14 protein-coding genes are annotated in these 19,132 nt (G+C 39.3%); 8 read left to right on the forward strand and 6 right to left on the reverse strand.

The genetic code is table 11. The features are described 5' to 3' along the window. Positions 1–139 precede the first annotated feature (139 nt). Positions 140–844, forward strand: coding sequence for an orotidine-5'-phosphate decarboxylase (pyrF, locus tag ATS71_RS05810; RefSeq protein WP_058403954.1), 705 nt, complete (start codon positions 140–142; stop codon positions 842–844). Positions 845–937: 93 nt separating this feature from the next. Further along, positions 938–1,312, forward strand: a complete 375-nt coding sequence (locus ATS71_RS05815; protein WP_058403955.1) for a hypothetical protein — start codon at positions 938–940, stop codon at positions 1,310–1,312. 37 nt (positions 1,313–1,349) lie between these two features. Here the strand turns inward: ATS71_RS05815 and ATS71_RS05820 are convergent, their stop codons facing one another. Continuing rightward, positions 1,350–2,186 (reverse strand): CvfB family protein, encoded by an 837-nt coding sequence (locus ATS71_RS05820; protein WP_058403956.1) that lies wholly within the window; start codon positions 2,184–2,186, stop codon positions 1,350–1,352. Positions 2,187–2,188: 2 nt separating this feature from the next. After that, on the reverse strand, positions 2,189–3,511 hold the full coding sequence (locus ATS71_RS05825) for a DEAD/DEAH box helicase (RefSeq protein WP_058403957.1): 1,323 nt from the start codon (positions 3,509–3,511) through the stop codon (positions 2,189–2,191). Between the two features lie 199 nt (positions 3,512–3,710). Between ATS71_RS05825 and trhO the strand changes: the two genes are divergently transcribed. From trhO to ATS71_RS05850, 5 genes are all read left to right on the forward strand, one after another. Further along, positions 3,711–4,718 (forward strand): oxygen-dependent tRNA uridine(34) hydroxylase TrhO, encoded by a 1,008-nt coding sequence (gene trhO, locus ATS71_RS05830; RefSeq protein WP_058403958.1) that lies wholly within the window; start codon positions 3,711–3,713, stop codon positions 4,716–4,718. A gap of 171 nt (positions 4,719–4,889) precedes the next feature. Beyond that, positions 4,890–5,903 (forward strand): efflux RND transporter periplasmic adaptor subunit, encoded by a 1,014-nt coding sequence (locus ATS71_RS05835; protein WP_058403959.1) that lies wholly within the window; start codon positions 4,890–4,892, stop codon positions 5,901–5,903. A gap of 2 nt (positions 5,904–5,905) precedes the next feature. Continuing rightward, on the forward strand, positions 5,906–8,986 hold the full coding sequence (locus ATS71_RS05840) for an efflux RND transporter permease subunit (RefSeq protein ID WP_058403960.1): 3,081 nt from the start codon (positions 5,906–5,908) through the stop codon (positions 8,984–8,986). A gap of 88 nt (positions 8,987–9,074) precedes the next feature. Next, the gene (locus tag ATS71_RS05845; protein WP_058403961.1) at positions 9,075–10,970 is read left to right on the forward strand and encodes a DUF294 nucleotidyltransferase-like domain-containing protein; all 1,896 of its coding nucleotides are present in this window, start codon (positions 9,075–9,077) and stop codon (positions 10,968–10,970) included. A gap of 3 nt (positions 10,971–10,973) precedes the next feature. Beyond that, the gene (locus tag ATS71_RS05850) at positions 10,974–11,678 is read left to right on the forward strand and encodes a 3'-5' exonuclease (RefSeq protein WP_058403962.1); all 705 of its coding nucleotides are present in this window, start codon (positions 10,974–10,976) and stop codon (positions 11,676–11,678) included. 55 nt (positions 11,679–11,733) lie between these two features. On the opposite strand, the gene ATS71_RS05855 is transcribed toward ATS71_RS05850, so the two are convergent. From ATS71_RS05855 to pxpB, 4 genes are all read right to left on the reverse strand, one after another. Further along, positions 11,734–13,314, reverse strand: coding sequence for a BCCT family transporter (locus ATS71_RS05855; protein WP_058403963.1), 1,581 nt, complete (start codon positions 13,312–13,314; stop codon positions 11,734–11,736). A 381-nt stretch (positions 13,315–13,695) separates the two neighbouring features. After that, entirely contained in the window at positions 13,696–15,369 is a 1,674-nt protein-coding gene (gene asnB, locus ATS71_RS05860; RefSeq protein ID WP_058403964.1) for an asparagine synthase B, read from the reverse strand. 288 nt (positions 15,370–15,657) lie between these two features. Then, on the reverse strand, positions 15,658–16,608 hold the full coding sequence (locus ATS71_RS05865; protein ID WP_058403965.1) for a biotin-dependent carboxyltransferase family protein: 951 nt from the start codon (positions 16,606–16,608) through the stop codon (positions 15,658–15,660). Positions 16,609–16,611: 3 nt separating this feature from the next. Beyond that, a complete protein-coding gene (gene pxpB / locus ATS71_RS05870; protein WP_058403966.1) occupies positions 16,612–17,262 on the reverse strand; it encodes a 5-oxoprolinase subunit PxpB in 651 nt (216 codons plus the stop codon). Between the two features lie 246 nt (positions 17,263–17,508). Here pxpB and msrA point away from each other — a divergent pair, with 246 nt between their 5' ends. Then, positions 17,509–18,798 carry a peptide-methionine (S)-S-oxide reductase MsrA gene (gene msrA / locus ATS71_RS05875; RefSeq protein ID WP_058403967.1) on the forward strand — a complete coding sequence of 430 codons (1,290 nt, stop codon included), beginning with the start codon at positions 17,509–17,511 and terminating at the stop codon, positions 18,796–18,798. Positions 18,799–19,132: the final 334 nt, after the last annotated feature.

Consider the following 19,132-nt stretch of genomic DNA (forward strand, 5'->3'; position numbering starts at 1 on the left):
GTAGAGCCCTTACAAATTCGACTAGAAGTTTAACTAGCGCCAATATACTAATTAACCTCTTTATTCACTTTGTGTAAGTTCGCTAAGCTAACTAAGTAAAATATACAAAAACTCTTTACTGCTATACATTAGGATAACTATGTCTTTCGAAAATTCAAAAAAAGTACTTATCGCTTTAGACTACGACGATCAAGAAACAGCGTTAGCATTTGTAAAACAGCTTTCGCCCGATACTTGTCGTTTAAAAGTAGGCAAAGAAATGTTTACATACTTTGGACCTGAATTTGTAAAAGAATTAATTGAACTTGGTTTTGATGTTTTTTTAGATTTAAAGTTTCATGATATTCCTAATACAGTCGCAAAGGCAGTCACAGCGGCTGCAAAAATGGGGGTATGGATGGTAAATGTTCATGCATCGGGTGGTTTCGAAATGATGACTAAAGCAAAAGTTGCTTTAGAACCGTTTGGTGATAAAGCCCCAATTCTTATTGCTGTTACTGTATTAACAAGTATGGATGAGTCAGAATTAAAGCGATTAGGTATAAATAAATCACCTCAGGAGCAGGTAATATACCTTGCAAAACTAGCCAAAGAAGCAGGCCTTGATGGTGTTGTTTGTTCCGCGCAAGAAGCGAGTGTTTTAAAGGCTGAGCTTGGTGAGTATTTTAAACTAGTTACACCCGGTATTCGTCCTGAAGGTAGTGATGCAGGCGACCAGAAAAGAATAATGACTCCAAAACAAGCAATTGAAGCAGGTAGTGATTACTTAGTAGTAGGCAGGCCGATTACTAAAGCATCAAATCCAGTAAAAGTACTGCAAGATGTTAATGAGTCTATAAAATAGTTTACAAAAAACAGCAAATAAGTACTAAACCCCTTACGTTATGTGTAATTTGTGTTACATTTATAATATCAAAATGTTGTGAGGGGTTTTATTTTGAAGGTATTAATTGGTTCATTGGTCATTATCATCGCAGGCTTCTCTTTTAATAAATATGTGTTTTCGAGTAAAGCATATGATGGAGTTACAACAGTAACAGATGTTATTTCAGCGTATCCTGTAAATATGTTTGATTTTAAAAAAACAATGAAAGACTACGCACATCACCTTTGTTACAGAAACTCCGACACATTGAATGCCCAGGATATAAGTGTTAGTGCTTGTTTAACAAACCATGACGAAAAAAAATTAGAGTGTGAAAAAAAGGTGTTCAGGCTAGCACCATTGAACTTAGAATCAGAAAGGGAAGTACTTGATTATTCAAGGCAATATACGCAATGCACATTGCCTTATAAGTATATTTTAGGTTAAACACTCATTATAAAAATATAGAATGAGTGTTGTTTAATTATTTCGATTTCAAGCGAATTGATTTTGCTTCAATTTCAATAAGCTCTTGCTTAAACAAACCACCAATTGCCTTTTTATAATTCGCTTTACTCGTAGAGAATACTTTTTTGATAAGTTCAGGATCAGATTTATCGCCAATAGCGAGTATTCCGCCTTCGTTTTTAAGTTTTTCCATTATTTTATCGCCAAGCTCACTTACTTTGCCCATGCCTGGCTTTTCTAGCACAACGTCAATTTTTCCGTCTTCTCTTACTTTTTTAATAAAACCCTTAAGTTTTTGCCCTACAAATAAGTTTTTAAACACCATGTTGTAAAACACAACACCAAAGTGAGATTCTTCAATAAGCACTTTGTAGCCGATATCTGTTTTGCCAGCAACAATTAAATCAACCTCTTGAAGATTAGTGTATTCAGGTTCATCTTTCGATAAAAAGCGATTAAAGTTAGTTGAAGCACAAATGCGTTGGCTGGCATTATCAAGGTACAATCGAACTAAATAAGAATGTCCCTCTTGCATGCGTGGCTTTTGTTCATTAAATGGGGCTAGTACATCTTTTTCTAATCCCCAGTCCAAAAAAGCACCGATACTATTTATTTCTTTGACACGTAAAAGGGCGTACTCACCTACCTGAGCATGTGGCTTTCTAACCGTTGCAGTTGGCAAATTAGCGTTATCTAAATATATAAACACGCTAATGCTATCACCGGCTTCAAGTTCACCTTTGATTTCGCTCTTTGGTAAAAAAACTTCCCCTAAATCATGGCCATCCAAGTAAGCGCCTTCGTTACTTACTTCTTTTACAAATAGTGTTTGTGTTGTTCCAAGGTAACTCATAATTATTCCTGCTCAGGCTTTTTTTTACGGCGCATTGGTGAATCGCCATCGATATTCATAGGGGCTTTAATGGGTGCTACTGGTTTTTTGGGTTTTGCTTTACGTTTTATTTGTGGCTTTTTAACATGCGTTACTTTTTTAGCTTTAAGCGTTGAAGCAGGTTTTTTCTCTTTTATGCCTTTAAATTTAGCTTTAAGTCCGTCAATACTTGCAAACTTAAGTTCATCATTTAAAAAAGATTTAATTGATAAATAACTAGCCCAATCTTTAGGGCCGACTAACGAAATAGCAGTACCTTTAAAGCCAGCACGTCCAGTTCTACCTATTCGGTGTACATATTCTTCAGCATGCTTTGGTAAATCGAAGTTAATCACATGGGTTACGCTCAGTAAATCTAGGCCACGAGATGCGACATCAGTGGTAATTAATATTTTAAAGTTTCCTCTGCTAAACGAGTCCATAATATCTAAGCGTTTGCTTTGTGTTAAATCACCCGCAAGTGCAACTGATTTAAATCCTTTGTTGTTTAGCTCTTCGCTCAAACGACTTGTATCTGCCCGGGTGGCAGTAAATATTATGCATTGGCCAACTTCGTCTTGCTTTAAAAAGTGTGCTAATAACGCTTCTTTGTGATCTAGGTGGTCGGCTAGGAAGAGTGTTTGCGTTATATCGCTATGTTGCTCGTTTGCAGCGCTAAGTGTAATTTGTTTTGGTTTTTTTAATAAATTACGCGAAAGCGCATCTACTTGAGCATGGTCAAGCGTTGCTGAAAATAATAATGTTTGTCGAAGGCGGTGATTTGCTTCGTCATTAATTAGTTTTAATTGTTCGGTAAAGCCCAGATCTAATATGCGGTCTGCTTCATCAAAAATCAGCAGCTCTAACCCACTTAACTGTAAAGAGCGTTTAGTCACATGATCAGCCAGACGACCCGGTGTTGCAACTACAAACTGTGGGTCGTTTCTTAATGCTTTAATTTGGTCGTTAAAGTTCTCACCACCTAATACTTTAACTGCCTTAATAGCAGTGCCTGCTATTAATAAACGTAGTTGAGTAAAAACTTGCGTGGCTAGTTCGCGTGTAGGGGCAACAATAAGTACACGTGGATCGCGTTTACTGAGTGCTTTTTGTTTCATAACCCTTTGAACTGCTGGTAATAAAAACGCCAAGGTTTTGCCCGACCCAGTCTTCGACTGAGCAAAAATGTCATGCCCTGCAAGTGCGGTAGGCACTGCATGTGCTTGAATGTCTGTGGGCTGGGTGATCCCTTGATGTGCTAATTGTGTTTCAAGGCGAGTATCAATCCCAAGATCAGTAAAGTGCAATGTAATGTTCTCCAATGTGCAACTTAAATTAATTGCTGCATTATAGCGTACACATGGCTTATCCCGACAGCAAAAAGCAATGTATGCTGCTATTTTTTGCAATTAATCTAAAAAAGCGTAAAATACGCGCCCCATATGCGCCGGATTTACGATTCGGTAAACGCCAATATTGGCTAATTAAGGCAAAATAGGAAATAAAATGACAGCTGTTCATAAAGACGATCTTACCAGCGAACACTTTGTAGTGTGCGCATTATACAAATTTGTAGGTCTGCCAGAGTTTGAGGCATTACGTAAACCTTTATTAGAGGTTATGGAAGCAAACGAAGTTCGAGGCACATTACTTTTAGCTGCAGAAGGGATAAATGGCACTGTTTCTGCAAAAAGAGAAGGCATTGATAACCTCCTTGCATGGCTAGATGAGCAGCCAAATTTAAAAAATATTGTCACTAAAGAATCTTATGACGACGAATGCCCGTTTTACCGCACAAAAGTAAAACTAAAAAAAGAAATTGTAACAATGGGCGTAGAGGGAATTGATCCCCTTAAAGTCGTGGGGAGCTATGTTAAACCTCAAGACTGGAATGCATTAATTTCTGACCCAGAGGTTGTTTTAATTGATACGCGTAATGATTACGAAATTGAAATTGGTACATTTCAAAATGCCGTTGATCCCAATACAACCACTTTTCGTGAATTTCCGCAGTGGGCAAAAGAAAATCTTGATCCAGAAAAACATAAAAAAGTAGCTATGTTTTGTACAGGTGGCATTCGCTGTGAAAAATCAACGGCCTATATGAAAGAACAAGGCTTTGATGAAGTTTATCACCTTGAAGGCGGAATACTTAAGTATTTGGAAGAGGTGCCAAAAGAAGAAACCATGTGGGAAGGCGAATGCTTTGTTTTTGATAATCGCGTTGCTGTAAACCATGACCTACAAAAGGGATCGTACGATCAGTGTCATGCGTGTCGTATGCCTATTACTGAACAAGAAAAACAAAAGCCTGAGTATCTAGAAGGTGTTTCATGCCATCATTGTATTGATAACGTAACGGATGAGCAGCGCGCGCGCTTTGCAGAGCGCCAAAAACAAATTGAACTTGCTCAAGCTCGTGGTGAAGGGCATATAGGTAATGAAGCACAAACTGTTCTTCAACAACGCAAAGAAGCTAAAAAAGCACAAAAAGATGCGCAACGCGCAAAGTAATTCATCGGTAATAGTTATTAAATAAAAAAGAGCTTCACGGCTCTTTTTTTTGCCTTCATTTTGTTATTCATCTTATATAGTTGAGCATTCAGCGTTAACACGGGCTAGTTTTGATCACAGTTTTGTTACACTGCGTATAGTGGTTAACAAAATTGTCTATTAGGTGGTTCTTTGAAATTGCGCATACTTCTATTAAATATCTACTTGTTATTATTCATTTTTAGCACCGCAGCATCAAGTGCAAATGTAATGGTACAAAAAGTAACAACGGAACGTACAAAAGAAGAGGTGAAATCTGTAGGAAATGCAGAAGCAATTCATTCCGTTATATTATTCCCTGCTGTTGGTGATAGAGTTACAGCAGTTCACTTTAAACCGGGTAACTTTGTTAAAGAAGGAGATGTTTTAGTTGAACTAGACTCTCGTAGGCAAAAAGCAGCCCTTCAACAAGCAGAAATAACCCTAGCAGACACTCAGCGTACACTTAACAGACTCAGCGAAAGTCACAAAAAAGGGGCAATCCCTAAAAGTGACTTAGATGATGCGAAAACTCTGCATGCACTTGCCGAGGTTGCACTTATCAATGCAAAAACAGACCTAGAAGATAGAACAGTACTTGCGCCATTCGATGGTGTGATGGGGCTTACTGATGTTGAAAAAGGGGATCGCATTACTGAGCAAACAGCCATAGCGACTATTGATGATACCCGCAGTTTGTATATCAACTTTAACGCACCTGAGTCAGCTGTCTCTATGCTAAAAAATAAAGGCATTGTGGAAGTAACACCATGGCAAAGTGCAAAAGCCATTAATGCTCAAGTTTCATATTTAGATTCGCGAATAAATCCACAAACCCGTACCTTACGTGTTAAAGCAAAACTGGAAAATACAAATGATCAGTTTATGCCAGGTATGAGCTTTCGAATTAATATTACAATGCAAGGGGAGTCATACGCGGTTGTGCCTGAAGCTGCACTTATGTGGGGAGCAACAGGTCCCTACGTTTGGAAAAGTATAAATAAAAAAGCTACGCGTATTGATGTAAAAATAGAGCAACGCTTAGCTGGGCGATTGCTAGTTTCAGGTAACTTAAATGAGAACGATATATTGGTTGTTGAAGGCGTGCAACGTCTACGCGAAAACCAAGCATTAACGTTCGCCAATGTCAGTAATTTAGAGGAATAATAATGAAAAATTCCCCTATGATGCAAGATCTCCCTTCAATGGCAATCCGCCGACCTGTTCTTATTGTTGTTTTAAATCTATTAATTATAATTGCCGGTTTAGCTGCAATCGCTGGCATTGAAGTTAGAGAGTTACCAGATGTTGATAGACCGCGTATAACAGTCTCAGCATCATTTCCTGGTGGGTCACCCGAAACGGTTGATACAGAAGTAACCAGCAAACTAGAAGGGGCGATAGCCCGGGTGAGTGGAGTTAAATCAATACGTGCACAAAGTGAAGAGGGAAGTGCTCGTATTGTTGTTGAATTTCGCCCTGGCGTTGACTTAGACAATGCAGCTAACGAAACCAGAGAGTCTGTCGCTCGTGTACAACGAGAGTTACCAGAGGAGGTGGAGCGTGTTGCCATTATCAAAGCCGATAACGATGCAGAAGCGGTTGTATCGCTCACTGTGTCAAGTAGTAGTCTGGCTCTTGAAGCCCTTACTGAGCGAGTCGAAACCGATTTAGCACCTCAATTTCTAACAATACCAGGCGTTGCCGATGTAAGGTTGAACGGAGACCGTAAACGCGTTTTACGTGTACGTTTAGATCCCCTAAAATTAAGCAGTTTTAATCTTACTATTCCTGATGTAGCAGACGTTTTACGAGAAGCGCCCTTTGATGTACCCGCGGGTAGCCTTAAATCAAGTGACCAACAAGTAATTGTTAGAGCCGATGCAACTTCTATTACACCTAGTGAAGTTGCAGATATTATTGTTAGCGGTGATACACGAGTAGGTGATATTGCATCGGTCTATTTTGGTCCTGCAGATCCACGCTCTATGGTTCGTTTAGATGGCAAACCCGTAATTGGTATGGAGGTTATTCGCCAAGCACAGTCTAATACAATTGAAATATCGGATGAAGTTCTTCAGTTGCTCGAAAACATGCGCAAACGATTCCCTGAGCTCGAATTTACGCTAACCTCAGATGACGCGCAATTTATAAGAAGCTCAGTTGATGAAGTCATCAACTCCTTAGTGCTTACCGTTTTGTTAGTGGTAATAACATTATGGGTATTCATAGGTTCGTGGCGCGCTACACTTGTGCCTGCTTTTGCTATACCTGTTGCGCTTATAGGTTCACTTGCTCTTATTTGGACCCTTGGTTTTTCTATCAATATACTCACTTTATTAGCGCTTGTGCTAGCCACGGGTTTAATAGTCGATGATGCAATTGTTGTGAGTGAAAACATACAACGTCAAAGAGGCTTAGGACTTGGTCGGCGCGCTGCCGCTGTCATAGGTACGAGAGAAGTATTTTTTGCGGTTTTTGCCACAACTGCGGTATTGGGAGCGGTTTTCATTCCTATTGCTTTTTTACCTTCTACTGCAGGACGATTATTTAGAGAGTTTGGCGGGGTGCTTGCCGGCGCCGTTATTATTTCAAGTTTTGTTGCATTATCACTTGTTCCTGCATTGACTTCAAAATTAAAACTGAAAAAACAAAGCAACCACCCGTTTGCTAAAGTAGGCAATAAGCTCGTTAAGCTTTACAGTACAACCATAAAAAGTGTTTTGAACCGTGCTTGGTTAGTTCTCATTGCGTGCATATTAATAGCCTTTGGTTCTGGTGCATTGTATCTAAACCTCGATAACGAACTTTTACCAACAGAGGACAGGGGCAAAATACGAATTTTTGCCAGAGGACCTGATGGTGTAGGTTTGAACTTTATGGACAGGCAAGCAATGCAGATGGAAGATATTTTGTTGCCTTTCGTAGAAAGTGGTGAAATAGAATCTATTTACACCGTTGTTGGGCAATGGGACCCTAATATTGTGTTTATAACGGTTCCTCTTAAGCATTGGGATGACCGCCAATTTACTCAGCAAGAAATCATTAATAAAATTCGTGGTCCGTTAGGTGAAATTCCAGGCGCAGCCGGACGTGCATCGGGTTCAAACAGTTTAAATTTAAGAGGCCAAGGTGGCGGAATAGAAATCGCTTTATTAGGCCAAGACTACCAACAAATTTTTATTGCTGCGCAAGACTTTGCAAAACAAATTGAAAATGCAATCCCAGGTACAGCGCCTGTGCGAGTATCTTATCAGCCGTCACAACCACAATTACGTGTAAATATTGATAGACGAAGAGCCGAAGAGTTGGGTGTATCGCTAAGTGATATTTCAATTACACTTCGTGCCGCCATAAATGGTGATGATATTGCTGATTTAAACATTGGCGACCAATCAATACCTATTATGTTGCAAGTGCAAAACCAAGTTATTCAAGATCCAAGTGATTTAGCAAACCTGTATGTGGCAAGTTCACAAGGAAGGTTAGTCCCAATTAGTAGCTTAGCTAATATTAGTGAAGAGGGCGTTGCTGCAGAGCTTGAGCGTCATGCTCAGCGTCGTGCTATTGAATTGGATATGGAATTACCCAATGGGATGACGATTGCAGATATAGTCGAGCAAATTCGTAATTTGTCTCAGCAATCTTTGCCTCAGGGCATTACTCTTGCGTTTAAAGGCGAAGCGCTGACCTTCGAAGAAACTGCAAACGAAGTCCTTCTAACTTACGTTTTAGCATTCTTAATTGTATTGCTTGTATTAGCTGCTCAATTCGAAAGTGTTAACAGTGCCATAGTGGTAATGCTAACGGTTCCATTTGGTATTACCTCTGCCATCTTAGCGCTGTATTTAACGAATACGTCTCTCAATATTTATTCGCAAATTGGCTTAGTAATGTTGATTGGTCTGATTGCAAAAAATGCTATTTTACTGGTTGAATTTGCAGACCAACTTCGCGATCAAGGCTTATCTGTGCGTGAGGCCGTTGAAGAGGCTGCGCTGGTTAGGCTACGTCCAATCACTATGACACTCGTTTCTACGTTGCTTGGTGCACTACCATTAATATTATCAAGTGGGGCAGGTGCCGAAGCGCGTAATGCAATAGGTTGGGTTGTATTTGGTGGGCTGTCGCTTGCTGTTTTATTTACTTTATACTTAACACCAGTCATCTATTTAGGGCTTGCGCGTTTTACTAAGCCAAGAGGGGATGAAACTAAACAGCTTGCTCAAGAGCTTGAACATACAGAGTAAATCTTTATGAGCCTAATTAATCTTTTTTCTTTAAAAAACGGTTAATTAGGCCCACAATTGCATTACTGGATATTAGTAGGGATCTATAATGCAAAGCGAGCAAATTGAAATAGCGCAATTTTTATCACAACACCCTCCTTTTGATGATCTTCCTCAAAAAGCATTAGATGAACTTGCCCAACAAGTTGAAGTCAGTTACTTCAGGGCTAATACCGATATTTTACAATATGGCCAAGACATAGCTGATTTATACATAATAAGAAGTGGCTCTGTTGAAATGTACCGACGTGATGGTGAGCTGTATAATCGTTTGGCCACCGCAGGAATATTTGGGCAAATGGGGTTACTAATGAATCGAAAGGTGCGTTTTCCGGCTACAGCGCTCGAAGACACCTTAGTTTATTGTATAAACGTTGACATTTTTTTGCAGTATTGTGATGAATATGAAGTATTTGCAGATTACTTTGAAACGGATGGTAACGTGCGTTTGCATCAGGCAATTGTAGAACAAGCCGATGGAAACGATTTAACGACTGCCAAAGTTAAATCGTTACTTCACCGAGAGGTTGTCACAGTTGACGCAACTGAAACAGTAAAAAATATTGCACAGCTAATGACTGATGAATCGGTATCGTCAGTGCTAGTTACCGACGTTAATAAGCCCGTAAATAACGACCCCCAAGAAGATGACGGGCAAGTTGTTGGCATAATAACAGATAAAGATTTACGTACTAAAGTTGTGGCGCAGGGGCTTGCTTTCAACACACCTGCACACGTTATTATGTCCACAAACTTAGTACTACTTGATCAAAATGACTATATTTTTGAAGCTGTGTTGGCCATGCTCAGAGATAACTTACATCATCTTCCAGTGGTACAAAAAAAACGGCCGATAGGTGTTATTTCTTTATCAGATATTTTGCGTTATGAATCGCAGAGTAGCTTATTGTTGGTGCGTGGTATATTGGCACAGCAGTCTGTGGAAGATTTAGCCCACTATGCAAATCAACTTCCCCGTGTATTTGTGCGCATGGTAAATGAAGACGCTAACTCTCACATGGTTGGTACTGCAATGGCTGTCATTGGCCGTACCTTTAAACAACGACTGTTAATACTTGCAGAAGAAAAGTTCGGCCCGCCGCCAGTACCTTACTGCTTTATTGCATTAGGCTCTATGGCAAGGGATGAACAACTTATTGTTACCGACCAAGATAATGCACTCATATTAGATAATAGTTATGACGATGAAAAACATAATACATATTTTCAAAACTTAAGTGACTTTGTTTGTTATGGATTAGCTCAATGTGGCTATAGCTATTGCGACGGTGAAATTATGGCATCCTTTAAAAAGTGGCGAAAAACACAAGACCAATGGTTTGAGCAATTTTCCCAATGGATTGCTGAGCCTAAACCACAGGCTTTGCTTAATAGCTCTATATTTTTTGATTTAGACGGTGTGTGGGGTAAAACAAAGTGGGCTGATGAGTTAAAAACATTTATTGCAAAGCAAAGTGCAAGTAACAGAGTGTTTTTAGCTAACATGGCATCAAATGCACGAAATAGAACACCTCCTCTTGGTTTTTTTAAAGGGTTTGTTCTCGAGCACAACGGACAGCATCAAAAGTCTATGAACTTAAAACGACGCGGTACTGCGCCATTAAGTGATGTAGTGCGTGTTCATGCACTTGCAATTGGATCTCGTAAGCAAAATTCATTTGATCGCTTAGAAGATATTATAGAAGCCAATGTTTTACCTGAAGGTAAAGCGCAAGATTTACGTGATGCGTTAGAGTACATTTCAATGACGCGAATACGCCATCAGGCATGGCAAATTGAACAGGGTGAAGCACCCGATAATAACCTTGACCCTCATTTACTTTCTCCTTTCGAACAGCGACATTTGAAAGATGCTTTTGCTATTTTAGATAAGGCGCAAAGTTACCTTAAATTTTGTTATAGCGCACACTCAGGTGTGAAATAATCTATGTTTTTTAAAGAAGTAATAAACTGGAAAATACGTTATGCACAGCTTGCCGATGATGCGCAAAATAATTTAATAAAAGAGTTTTATTTATCGGCATTTAGCAATGCTAACGCCGCTGTAAAAGAGATTTCTTTTGTTGCATTAGATTTTGAAACAACAGGGCTAAATAGCCAAACAGATGATATTGTGAGTGTAGGATTAGTTCCTTTTACATTAACGCGAATATACTGTAAACAGAGCAAGCACTGGCTTGTTCAGCCAAGACGAAACCTAAGTGAATCGTCTATTGTGATCCACGGTATTACTCATAATGATGTAGATAACGCGCCCGACTTTGACAACATTATTGCTCCTTTGCTTGATGCGTTACGTGCTAAGGTGATTGTTGTTCACTATGCGGCAATCGAACGTGGCTTTTTAAACAGTGCCTTAGTATTGCGTTTAAGAGAGCATATTGAGTTTATGGTTGTTGATACCATGGAACTTGAGCGCAGAGCGCTCAAGGCAAAACAAGGCTTAATTGGGCAGTTATTTAACTCTAAATTGGGGTCGTTGAGGCTAAATGACTGTCGCAAACGTTATTCACTACCAGTTTATGAAGGGCATCATGCGCTAACTGATGCGCTTGCAACAGCTGAACTATTGCAAGCTCAATTACGCCATCATTACACTGAAGATACCCCATTGTGTGAGATATGGAGCTGAACACATACAAATAAAAACGCCGCAAAAAATGCGGCGTTTTATTATTATTAATTTATTATTTAGTCGGTCTAGGCTCAGTTCTTAAACCTAACAACAAGCTCACACACATAAGTAAAAGCACAAACGTAAATGGTAAGCCTGTTGAAACTGCACCTGCTTGTAAGGCCTCAATAGCCTGTGTTCCGCCAATCCACAACAATGCTGCGGCAATAGCGCCCTCAACCGTAGCCCAAAATATACGTTGTGGAACAGGGGCGTCAATTTTACCACCAGCGGTAATAGAGTCGATGACTAACGAACCAGAGTCTGAAGAGGTAATAAAAAATACAAGTACAAGCACAATCGCAATAAACGATAATATATTTGCAAGCGGAAGCTCATCTAACATCTGAAACATTGCTAAAGGAACCTCAGTTAAGCCATTAAGCCCAAGCGCGCCTACACCATTTATAATTTGGTCAATTGCAATACCACCGTAAATAGACATCCACAATACCGTTACTAACGTTGGGATTAGTAAAACAGCGATTAAAAATTCACGAATAGTGCGCCCACGTGAAACACGAGCTATAAACATGCCAACGAAAGGTGACCACGAAATCCACCATGCCCAGTAAAATACAGTCCAACCGTGCATCCATGTTTCGTCTTCACGGCCATGTGGGTTGCTTAAAGGAATAATGTTTTCAACATAGCCCATCACGGTATTTGGAATGTTGCCCATAGCTACAGCAAATCCCACAAGGCAAACAAACAATAACAATACAAACGCTATTAGCATGTTTATATTACTAAGTAGTTTTACACCGCCATCAATGCCGCGAACAACAGAGATAACCGCTAATAAAGTAACCCCTACAATCACTAATATTTGCGAACCAATACCGCCTTCTAAACCAAAGACATGATTAATACCTGCAGAGGCTTGTTGGGCACCCAATCCTAGAGAGGTAGCTAGACCAAACAAAGTCGCCAAAACAGCCAAAATATCAATAATGTGACCCGGCCATCCCCACGCCTTATCACCTAAAATAGGGTAAAAAATCGAACGTATTGAGAGTGGTAGCCCTTTGTTGTAAGCAAAAAAAGCAAGGGATAAACTCACCACTGCATAGATTGCCCACGGATGAAGACCCCAGTGAAACATGGTTGCTCCCATAGCTAGCTTTGCCGCTTCTGGCGTGTTTGCTGCAACGTTTAGCGGTGTTTCGTACCAACCAGTATAATAAGCAACAGGTTCAGCTACACCCCAAAACATAAGGCCAATACCCATACCCGCTGCAAATAACATGGCAAGCCATGAAAGACGTGTATGAGATGGTTTAGCTTCACTTCCTCCTAAGCGTATATTTCCATATGGAGATACAATAAGTGCTAAACAGAAAACGACAAAAAAGTTAGCAGCCCACATAAATAGCGCATCGAAGTTATTAATGATATCGAATTTAATTGTATCTAGTGCCGTTTTAGCAGTTTTTGGCTCAGTAACAAGTAAGGCAACTAAAAATAAAATAATAAGACCCGCACTTATCCCAAAAACAGGGTTATGAATATCAAACCCCCACTTTTGAACGTTATCCTGTCCTACGGTGTAATCTGTATTGTCGATACTATATTTGTCATGATTTTCCTTCATGCAATACCTCTTTTTTAATTATAAATAACTGGTTTATCCAGCCGCCCATTAGATACATTAGTCTATATACAGAGAATGAAAAATAATTCGAAGACTAACTAATAATATTCCTATCTTACAGATGATATGAAGTTACATAAACGTTTAAAGTAACAAATAGTCAAAATATCGTGTTTTTTGGGTATTGTTAGCCATATAAATAGCGATTTTAGAAATTAATGATATGCAGGCAATATTTATAAGGTTAGAACTTAAACTATAATTTAACAAATAGTTATTTATAAACTAAGTGGTCTATTAAGGTTGGGAGGTAAACTGTAATAAATGGGGTGGGGGAGTTTTATACACTGCATAAAATTTATGCAGTGTATAAATTAGTGCTTATTTTTTACCTGTGTAAGCGTCGTTGTGAACGCCCGCTGCACGACCAGAAGGGTCTGCATTGTTTTGGAACGACTCATCCCAAGCAAGTGCTTCAGGAGTTGAACAAGCAACTGACTTGCCATGTGGTACACACTTTGCTGATGCGTCACCTGGGAAGTGCGACTCAAAAATAGTACGGTAGTAGTAAGCTTCTTTTGAATCAGGGGTATTAATAGGGTATTTGAACTTTGCATTAGCAAGGTCTTGATCGCTTACTTGCTCTTCAACATACTCTTTTAATGTATCTATCCAGCTGTAACCAACACCATCAGAAAACTGTTCTTTTTGGCGCCATAAAACTTCATCTGGTAAATAACCGCCAAAACCTTCACGTAAAATATGCTTTTCAATTTTGCCATCTTTGCACATTTTTGCTTCAGGATTGATGCGCATAGCAACATCAACAAATTCTTTATCAAGGAATGGTACGCGTGCTTCAACGCCCCATGCGGCCATCGACTTATTAGCGCGCAGGCAGTCAAACATATGAAGTTTAGAAACTTTACGGTTTAGTTCTTCATGAAACTCTTGTGCATTAGGAGCCTTGTGGAAATATAAGTAACCACCAAATAATTCATCTGCACCTTCACCAGAAAGAACCATTTTAATACCCATGGCTTTAATTTGACGCGCCATTAAATACATAGGGGTTGATGCACGAATTGTGGTTACATCATAGGTTTCTATGTGGTAAATGACCTCTCGAAGCGCATCAATACCTTCTTGAATAGTAAAAATGATAGGGTGATGCACCGTACCAATCATATCTGCAACTTTTTGAGCCGCCGCTAAATCGGGCGAACCTTCAAGGCCAACTGAAAATGAGTGAAGTTTGGGCCACCAAGCATCGCTTTCGTCGTTATCTTCAATACGTTTAGCAGCAAAACGCTGTGTAATAGCAGAAATAACTGATGAGTCTAATCCACCTGACAGTAATACACCGTATGGTACATCACACATAAGTTGGCGTTTAACGGCTGCTTCTAATGCGTCTTTTACATCTGCCGACTCTGCGCTGTTATCTTTAACTGCGTCGAAAGTTTGCCAATCACGTTTGTAATAAGGCTTAAGTTCACCATCTTTACTGTAAAGGTAATGGCCAGGGGGGAATTCTTCAATGTGTTTACAAATTGGAGAAAGTGCTTTCAGCTCAGAGGCAACATAAAAGTTACCATGTTCATCGTGGCCAGTGTAAAGCGGTATAATACCGATATGATCACGACCAATTAAGTAGGCGTCATTTTCTTCATCGTATAGGCAAAACGCAAAAATACCATTTAAGTCATCTAAAAACTCAGGGCCTTTTTGTTTGTATAGCGCTAAGATAACTTCACAATCAGACTGCGTCTGGAACGTAAAATCAGTGTCTAAATTCGCAGCTAACTCTTTGTGATTATATATTTCCCCATTTACCGCTAATATATTCGTTTTTTCTGGGTTGTATAAAGGTTGCGCACCGCTAGATACGCCAACAATTGCAAGACGCTCATGAACTAAAACTGCTTTTTCAGACGCGTAAACACCAGACCAATCTGGCCCTCGGTGTCGTAGTAATTTTGACATTTCAATTGCTTGGGTACGCAATTGAGCGGGATCAGATTTTATATCTAATACCCCAAAGATTGAACACATAGTAACTCCTCATTCCTATTATGTGTGCAGAACAGCCAATTTGCTGAACTGCGAACCCTTGTTTTATCAGAAATAATTACTCAAGTCACACAGCTTTTGCAATTAATTAAGAATAATTTATGCACCAATGTTTAACTCGTTGCACCTTGTTGGTTAATAGGGCGAAACTCTGATTATTTTTACATCAATTTGCTGTGTAAACTCTGAACTATTAATTAGACAATCAAGCAGGCCGAACTTGTTTATGTAACTAAGTAGTGCAATGAACTACATTAAATTACGCGCGGTTTAACGTCCCCCATTATTGCCTAGGCCTCTACTTTTAAGTGCAATGCTTAACTGGTTTAAATGGCCTTTGAGTTTTTGTTTAGCTTTTAGTGCTTGTTCAAACGTCACGTATTCAAATTCAATTGTATCTAGCGGTTTATATTGAGCAAATTGATGTAAATCTGCTTCAATGACGGTGCCTAATAAGGGATAACCTCCCGTTGTTTGTGCATCGTTTAACAATACAATGGGTTCTCCATTTGGGGGCAGTTGGATACTTCCTGGACTCACAGCAAGAGAAGGTAATGAGTGTGAGTGAGTTAAAGAATAATCATCACTTTGGAGTCTTACGCCCATACGGTTACTATTGTGACTCACTTTAAACGACGACTGAGTAAACCCATTAATGATCTGTTTGGAGAAAAGCTCTGCGTATGGGCTTGGGTATACACGCACAATTTTACGTTTTGGCGGCATAAGTGCGCCGCATTGAGTAAATTCTGATTGGTAAGGAGTAATTTTAATATTGTCACCGGCTATGAGCGATTTGCCATTTAGTCCGCCAAAACCAGCATTTAAATCAGTGGCTCTAGAATTCATAATAACCGAGCTTTGAATTCCCCCTTTAACGGCAATGTAGGCTCTTAATCCGGCTCTCCCTGTTGAAAACTTAAGCACTTGTTTTTGTTTTACATTGTATGTCCAACCCGGGTAAATAGGTTTTTCATCAAGTGTTGCATTTAAATCAGCACCAAATAAGGCAATAACTGTGTTGCATTCAAACTCAAGTTCGCACATGCCAACAGTCACCTCAAGCACAGCGGCATTTTTATCATTATTTAAAAGGCAGTTTGCTATGGTTTGTGCATAAGGGTCTAAGCTACCAGACTGACTAACGCCTAAATGGCGGTATCCGCTGCGTCCAAAATCTTGAATGGTCAGTAATGGGCCACTTTTAATCACTTTAATCATGATTTATTTCCCCACCGAAATAGGTATAAATTCGAGCGTATCACCTGGCTGTATTAAACATGGTTTTTTTAGCTTTGCATCAAACAAGGGCGTGTCAGTATGGCCAATAATATGCCAACCACCGGGCGAATCTGAAGGGTAAATCGCTGTTTGCTCAGCGCCAATAGCAACAGAGCCTTTAGGCACTTTTAGGCGAGGCTCGGAACGTCTTGGTGTATAAAGATGTTCGTTTAACCCGTTTAAGTATGCAAAACCAGGTAGAAACCCTAAAAATAAAACAGCGTACCGCGCTTCACTGTGAAGATTAATGACGTCATCAATACTTAAATTATGAAAGTTGGCAACGTAGTTTAAATCTGCCCCATTGTAATGCATCTTAATTTTATGATGTTTAGCAACAAACTCATTTGGCTTAATGTTATTCCAAATACCTAGTAATTCTTCATGCCATTTGGCTAACTCTATTTCTTGCTTAAGATACAAAGTGAGTGAGTTCATAGCAGGTACAACGTCAATAAATGAACCACTTGTACTACAGTGGCTTGCTAAAGACCAAATTTTATTTTGAATACTGAGAGTATCGTTAGCGCTTAAATGAGATGCATCAAACAATAAGCTATTGTTTGATAAAGCGTAAACGTGAGGATTTTGCATTGGTAAAACCTAATTCGGACATCATTAAGCAAACCTAACACATATTGAGTTAATTATTGACAACCTTGAGACTAACAAAAAATATTTTATACAAAATAGTTAATACACGAATTCTGTAATCTCATTACCAATGAGGTTTAAAAGTAAACTTTATATCTTCAGCCTCGTAATAAATAAGTACGCAGTTTGAAATAATAATCAAGATTAAATGGTCTCAATGAGTACGGACTTGTTTAGAGGTATATTATGAATTATCAGCAATTATTATATTTATCGGGCGCTGCCATTATATTTAGCGCAGGCACTTTTGCTTTATCAATGGAAAAAGTAGAACAAAGCAATGTAGATGCGAGCATGCATGTGGAAACCCTTGTACTAGGTTCGGGGTGTTTTTGGGGCGCAGAAAAGCGCTATGAAGCACTAGAAGGAGTGATTGATGCAGAGTCTGGCTATGCTGATGGGAAAGGCTTCGAGGCTACTTACAGAAATATTACTAAGCAATCACGTCGTTTTGACGAAAATAACTTCGCTGAAGTAGTTAAAGTTACTTACAACAGCAATATTATTTCCTCACAAGCATTACTTAAAAATTACTTTGAAAGTCACGATCCTACCCAGCTAAACAAACAAGGTAACGACATTGGTACGCAATACCGTTCAATTATTTTAACGAGCAACAATGAGCAAAGTGACACTGCTTTCAAGGTTAAAGCGCAGTACCAACAATTATTAACCAATGCAGGGTATGGAGATATAGTCACTGCAATAAAGCCACTCGAGGGGTTTATTGCCGCGGAAGAATACCATCAAAATTATTTACAGAAAAATCCTAATGGCTATTGCCCTGATCATTCTACTGGTGTTGTTTTTGAACCAGTACCTGATGAAACTAAAGACAACACTGCATTGTTAGCAGGTAAGCAAATAGTGGTTATAGACTCACGCGATTATTGCCCCTACTGCGAGAAGTTTAAAAAAGAGGTGGCGAATGACTACAAAGGAACGATTCCTTTATCATTTAGATTTGCCGATCAATTAGATGGATTAACGATTAAATCGGCTACTTGGGCAACACCGACTATTCTATTTTTAGAAAATGGCGAAGAAGTATACGGACGCCAGGGCTATGCAAACCGCGATACTTTTTATAAAGCCCTAGGGGCATTTAAATTAGGAAATAGCGAAGCCTATAAGGTCGCATTTAATGCCAAAACAGATCGTCCTTATTGTAAAGAATACAAAATATTTAAAAATACTCCAGATGGTACCTTTGTTGACAAGCTCAGTGGAGAGGCTTTGTTTGATACCCGTGATCGCTTTAATTCTGGCACAGGTTGGCTGTCGTTTACGCACCCTGTTAAAAATAGTGTAACCGAACATGAAGACAACAGTTGGGGCATGCAGCGCATAGAGTTGAGGTCTAAAAGTTCAGGAATTCATTTAGGTCACTTATTTCCGGGCGAAGGCCCAAGAGGGGAAGACAGATATTGTATCAATGCAACCGTATTAGACTTTATACCTCGCGATAATAGCTAACATTACATATAAACCAATTGGTCTATAAGTAAAGTTAGTCCACTGAATTAAGTGACGGTGTGAGGGTATGGAAACATTGCCTAGTAAATAATTACGCTAAAGTTATTTAAAAGAGAGTTTTGTACGTTGGCAGTGGCGCTAGGTGGGTAAGGGTTACTATTTATGTAATGTTTTACTCGTTTGTAAATAGGCATAAAAAAGCCCTTAATTACTTAAGGGCTTTCAAATATTTGGGATAGGGTGTAATTAAGTTGTAAAATAAAACAGCCCAAACTAGGTCACCACCTAACTTGAACTGTTTTTCACACTGACAACATCTTCACACACAATAAAG

The organism is Pseudoalteromonas sp. H71 (assembly GCF_001468485.1).
Classification (GTDB): domain Bacteria; phylum Pseudomonadota; class Gammaproteobacteria; order Enterobacterales; family Alteromonadaceae; genus Pseudoalteromonas.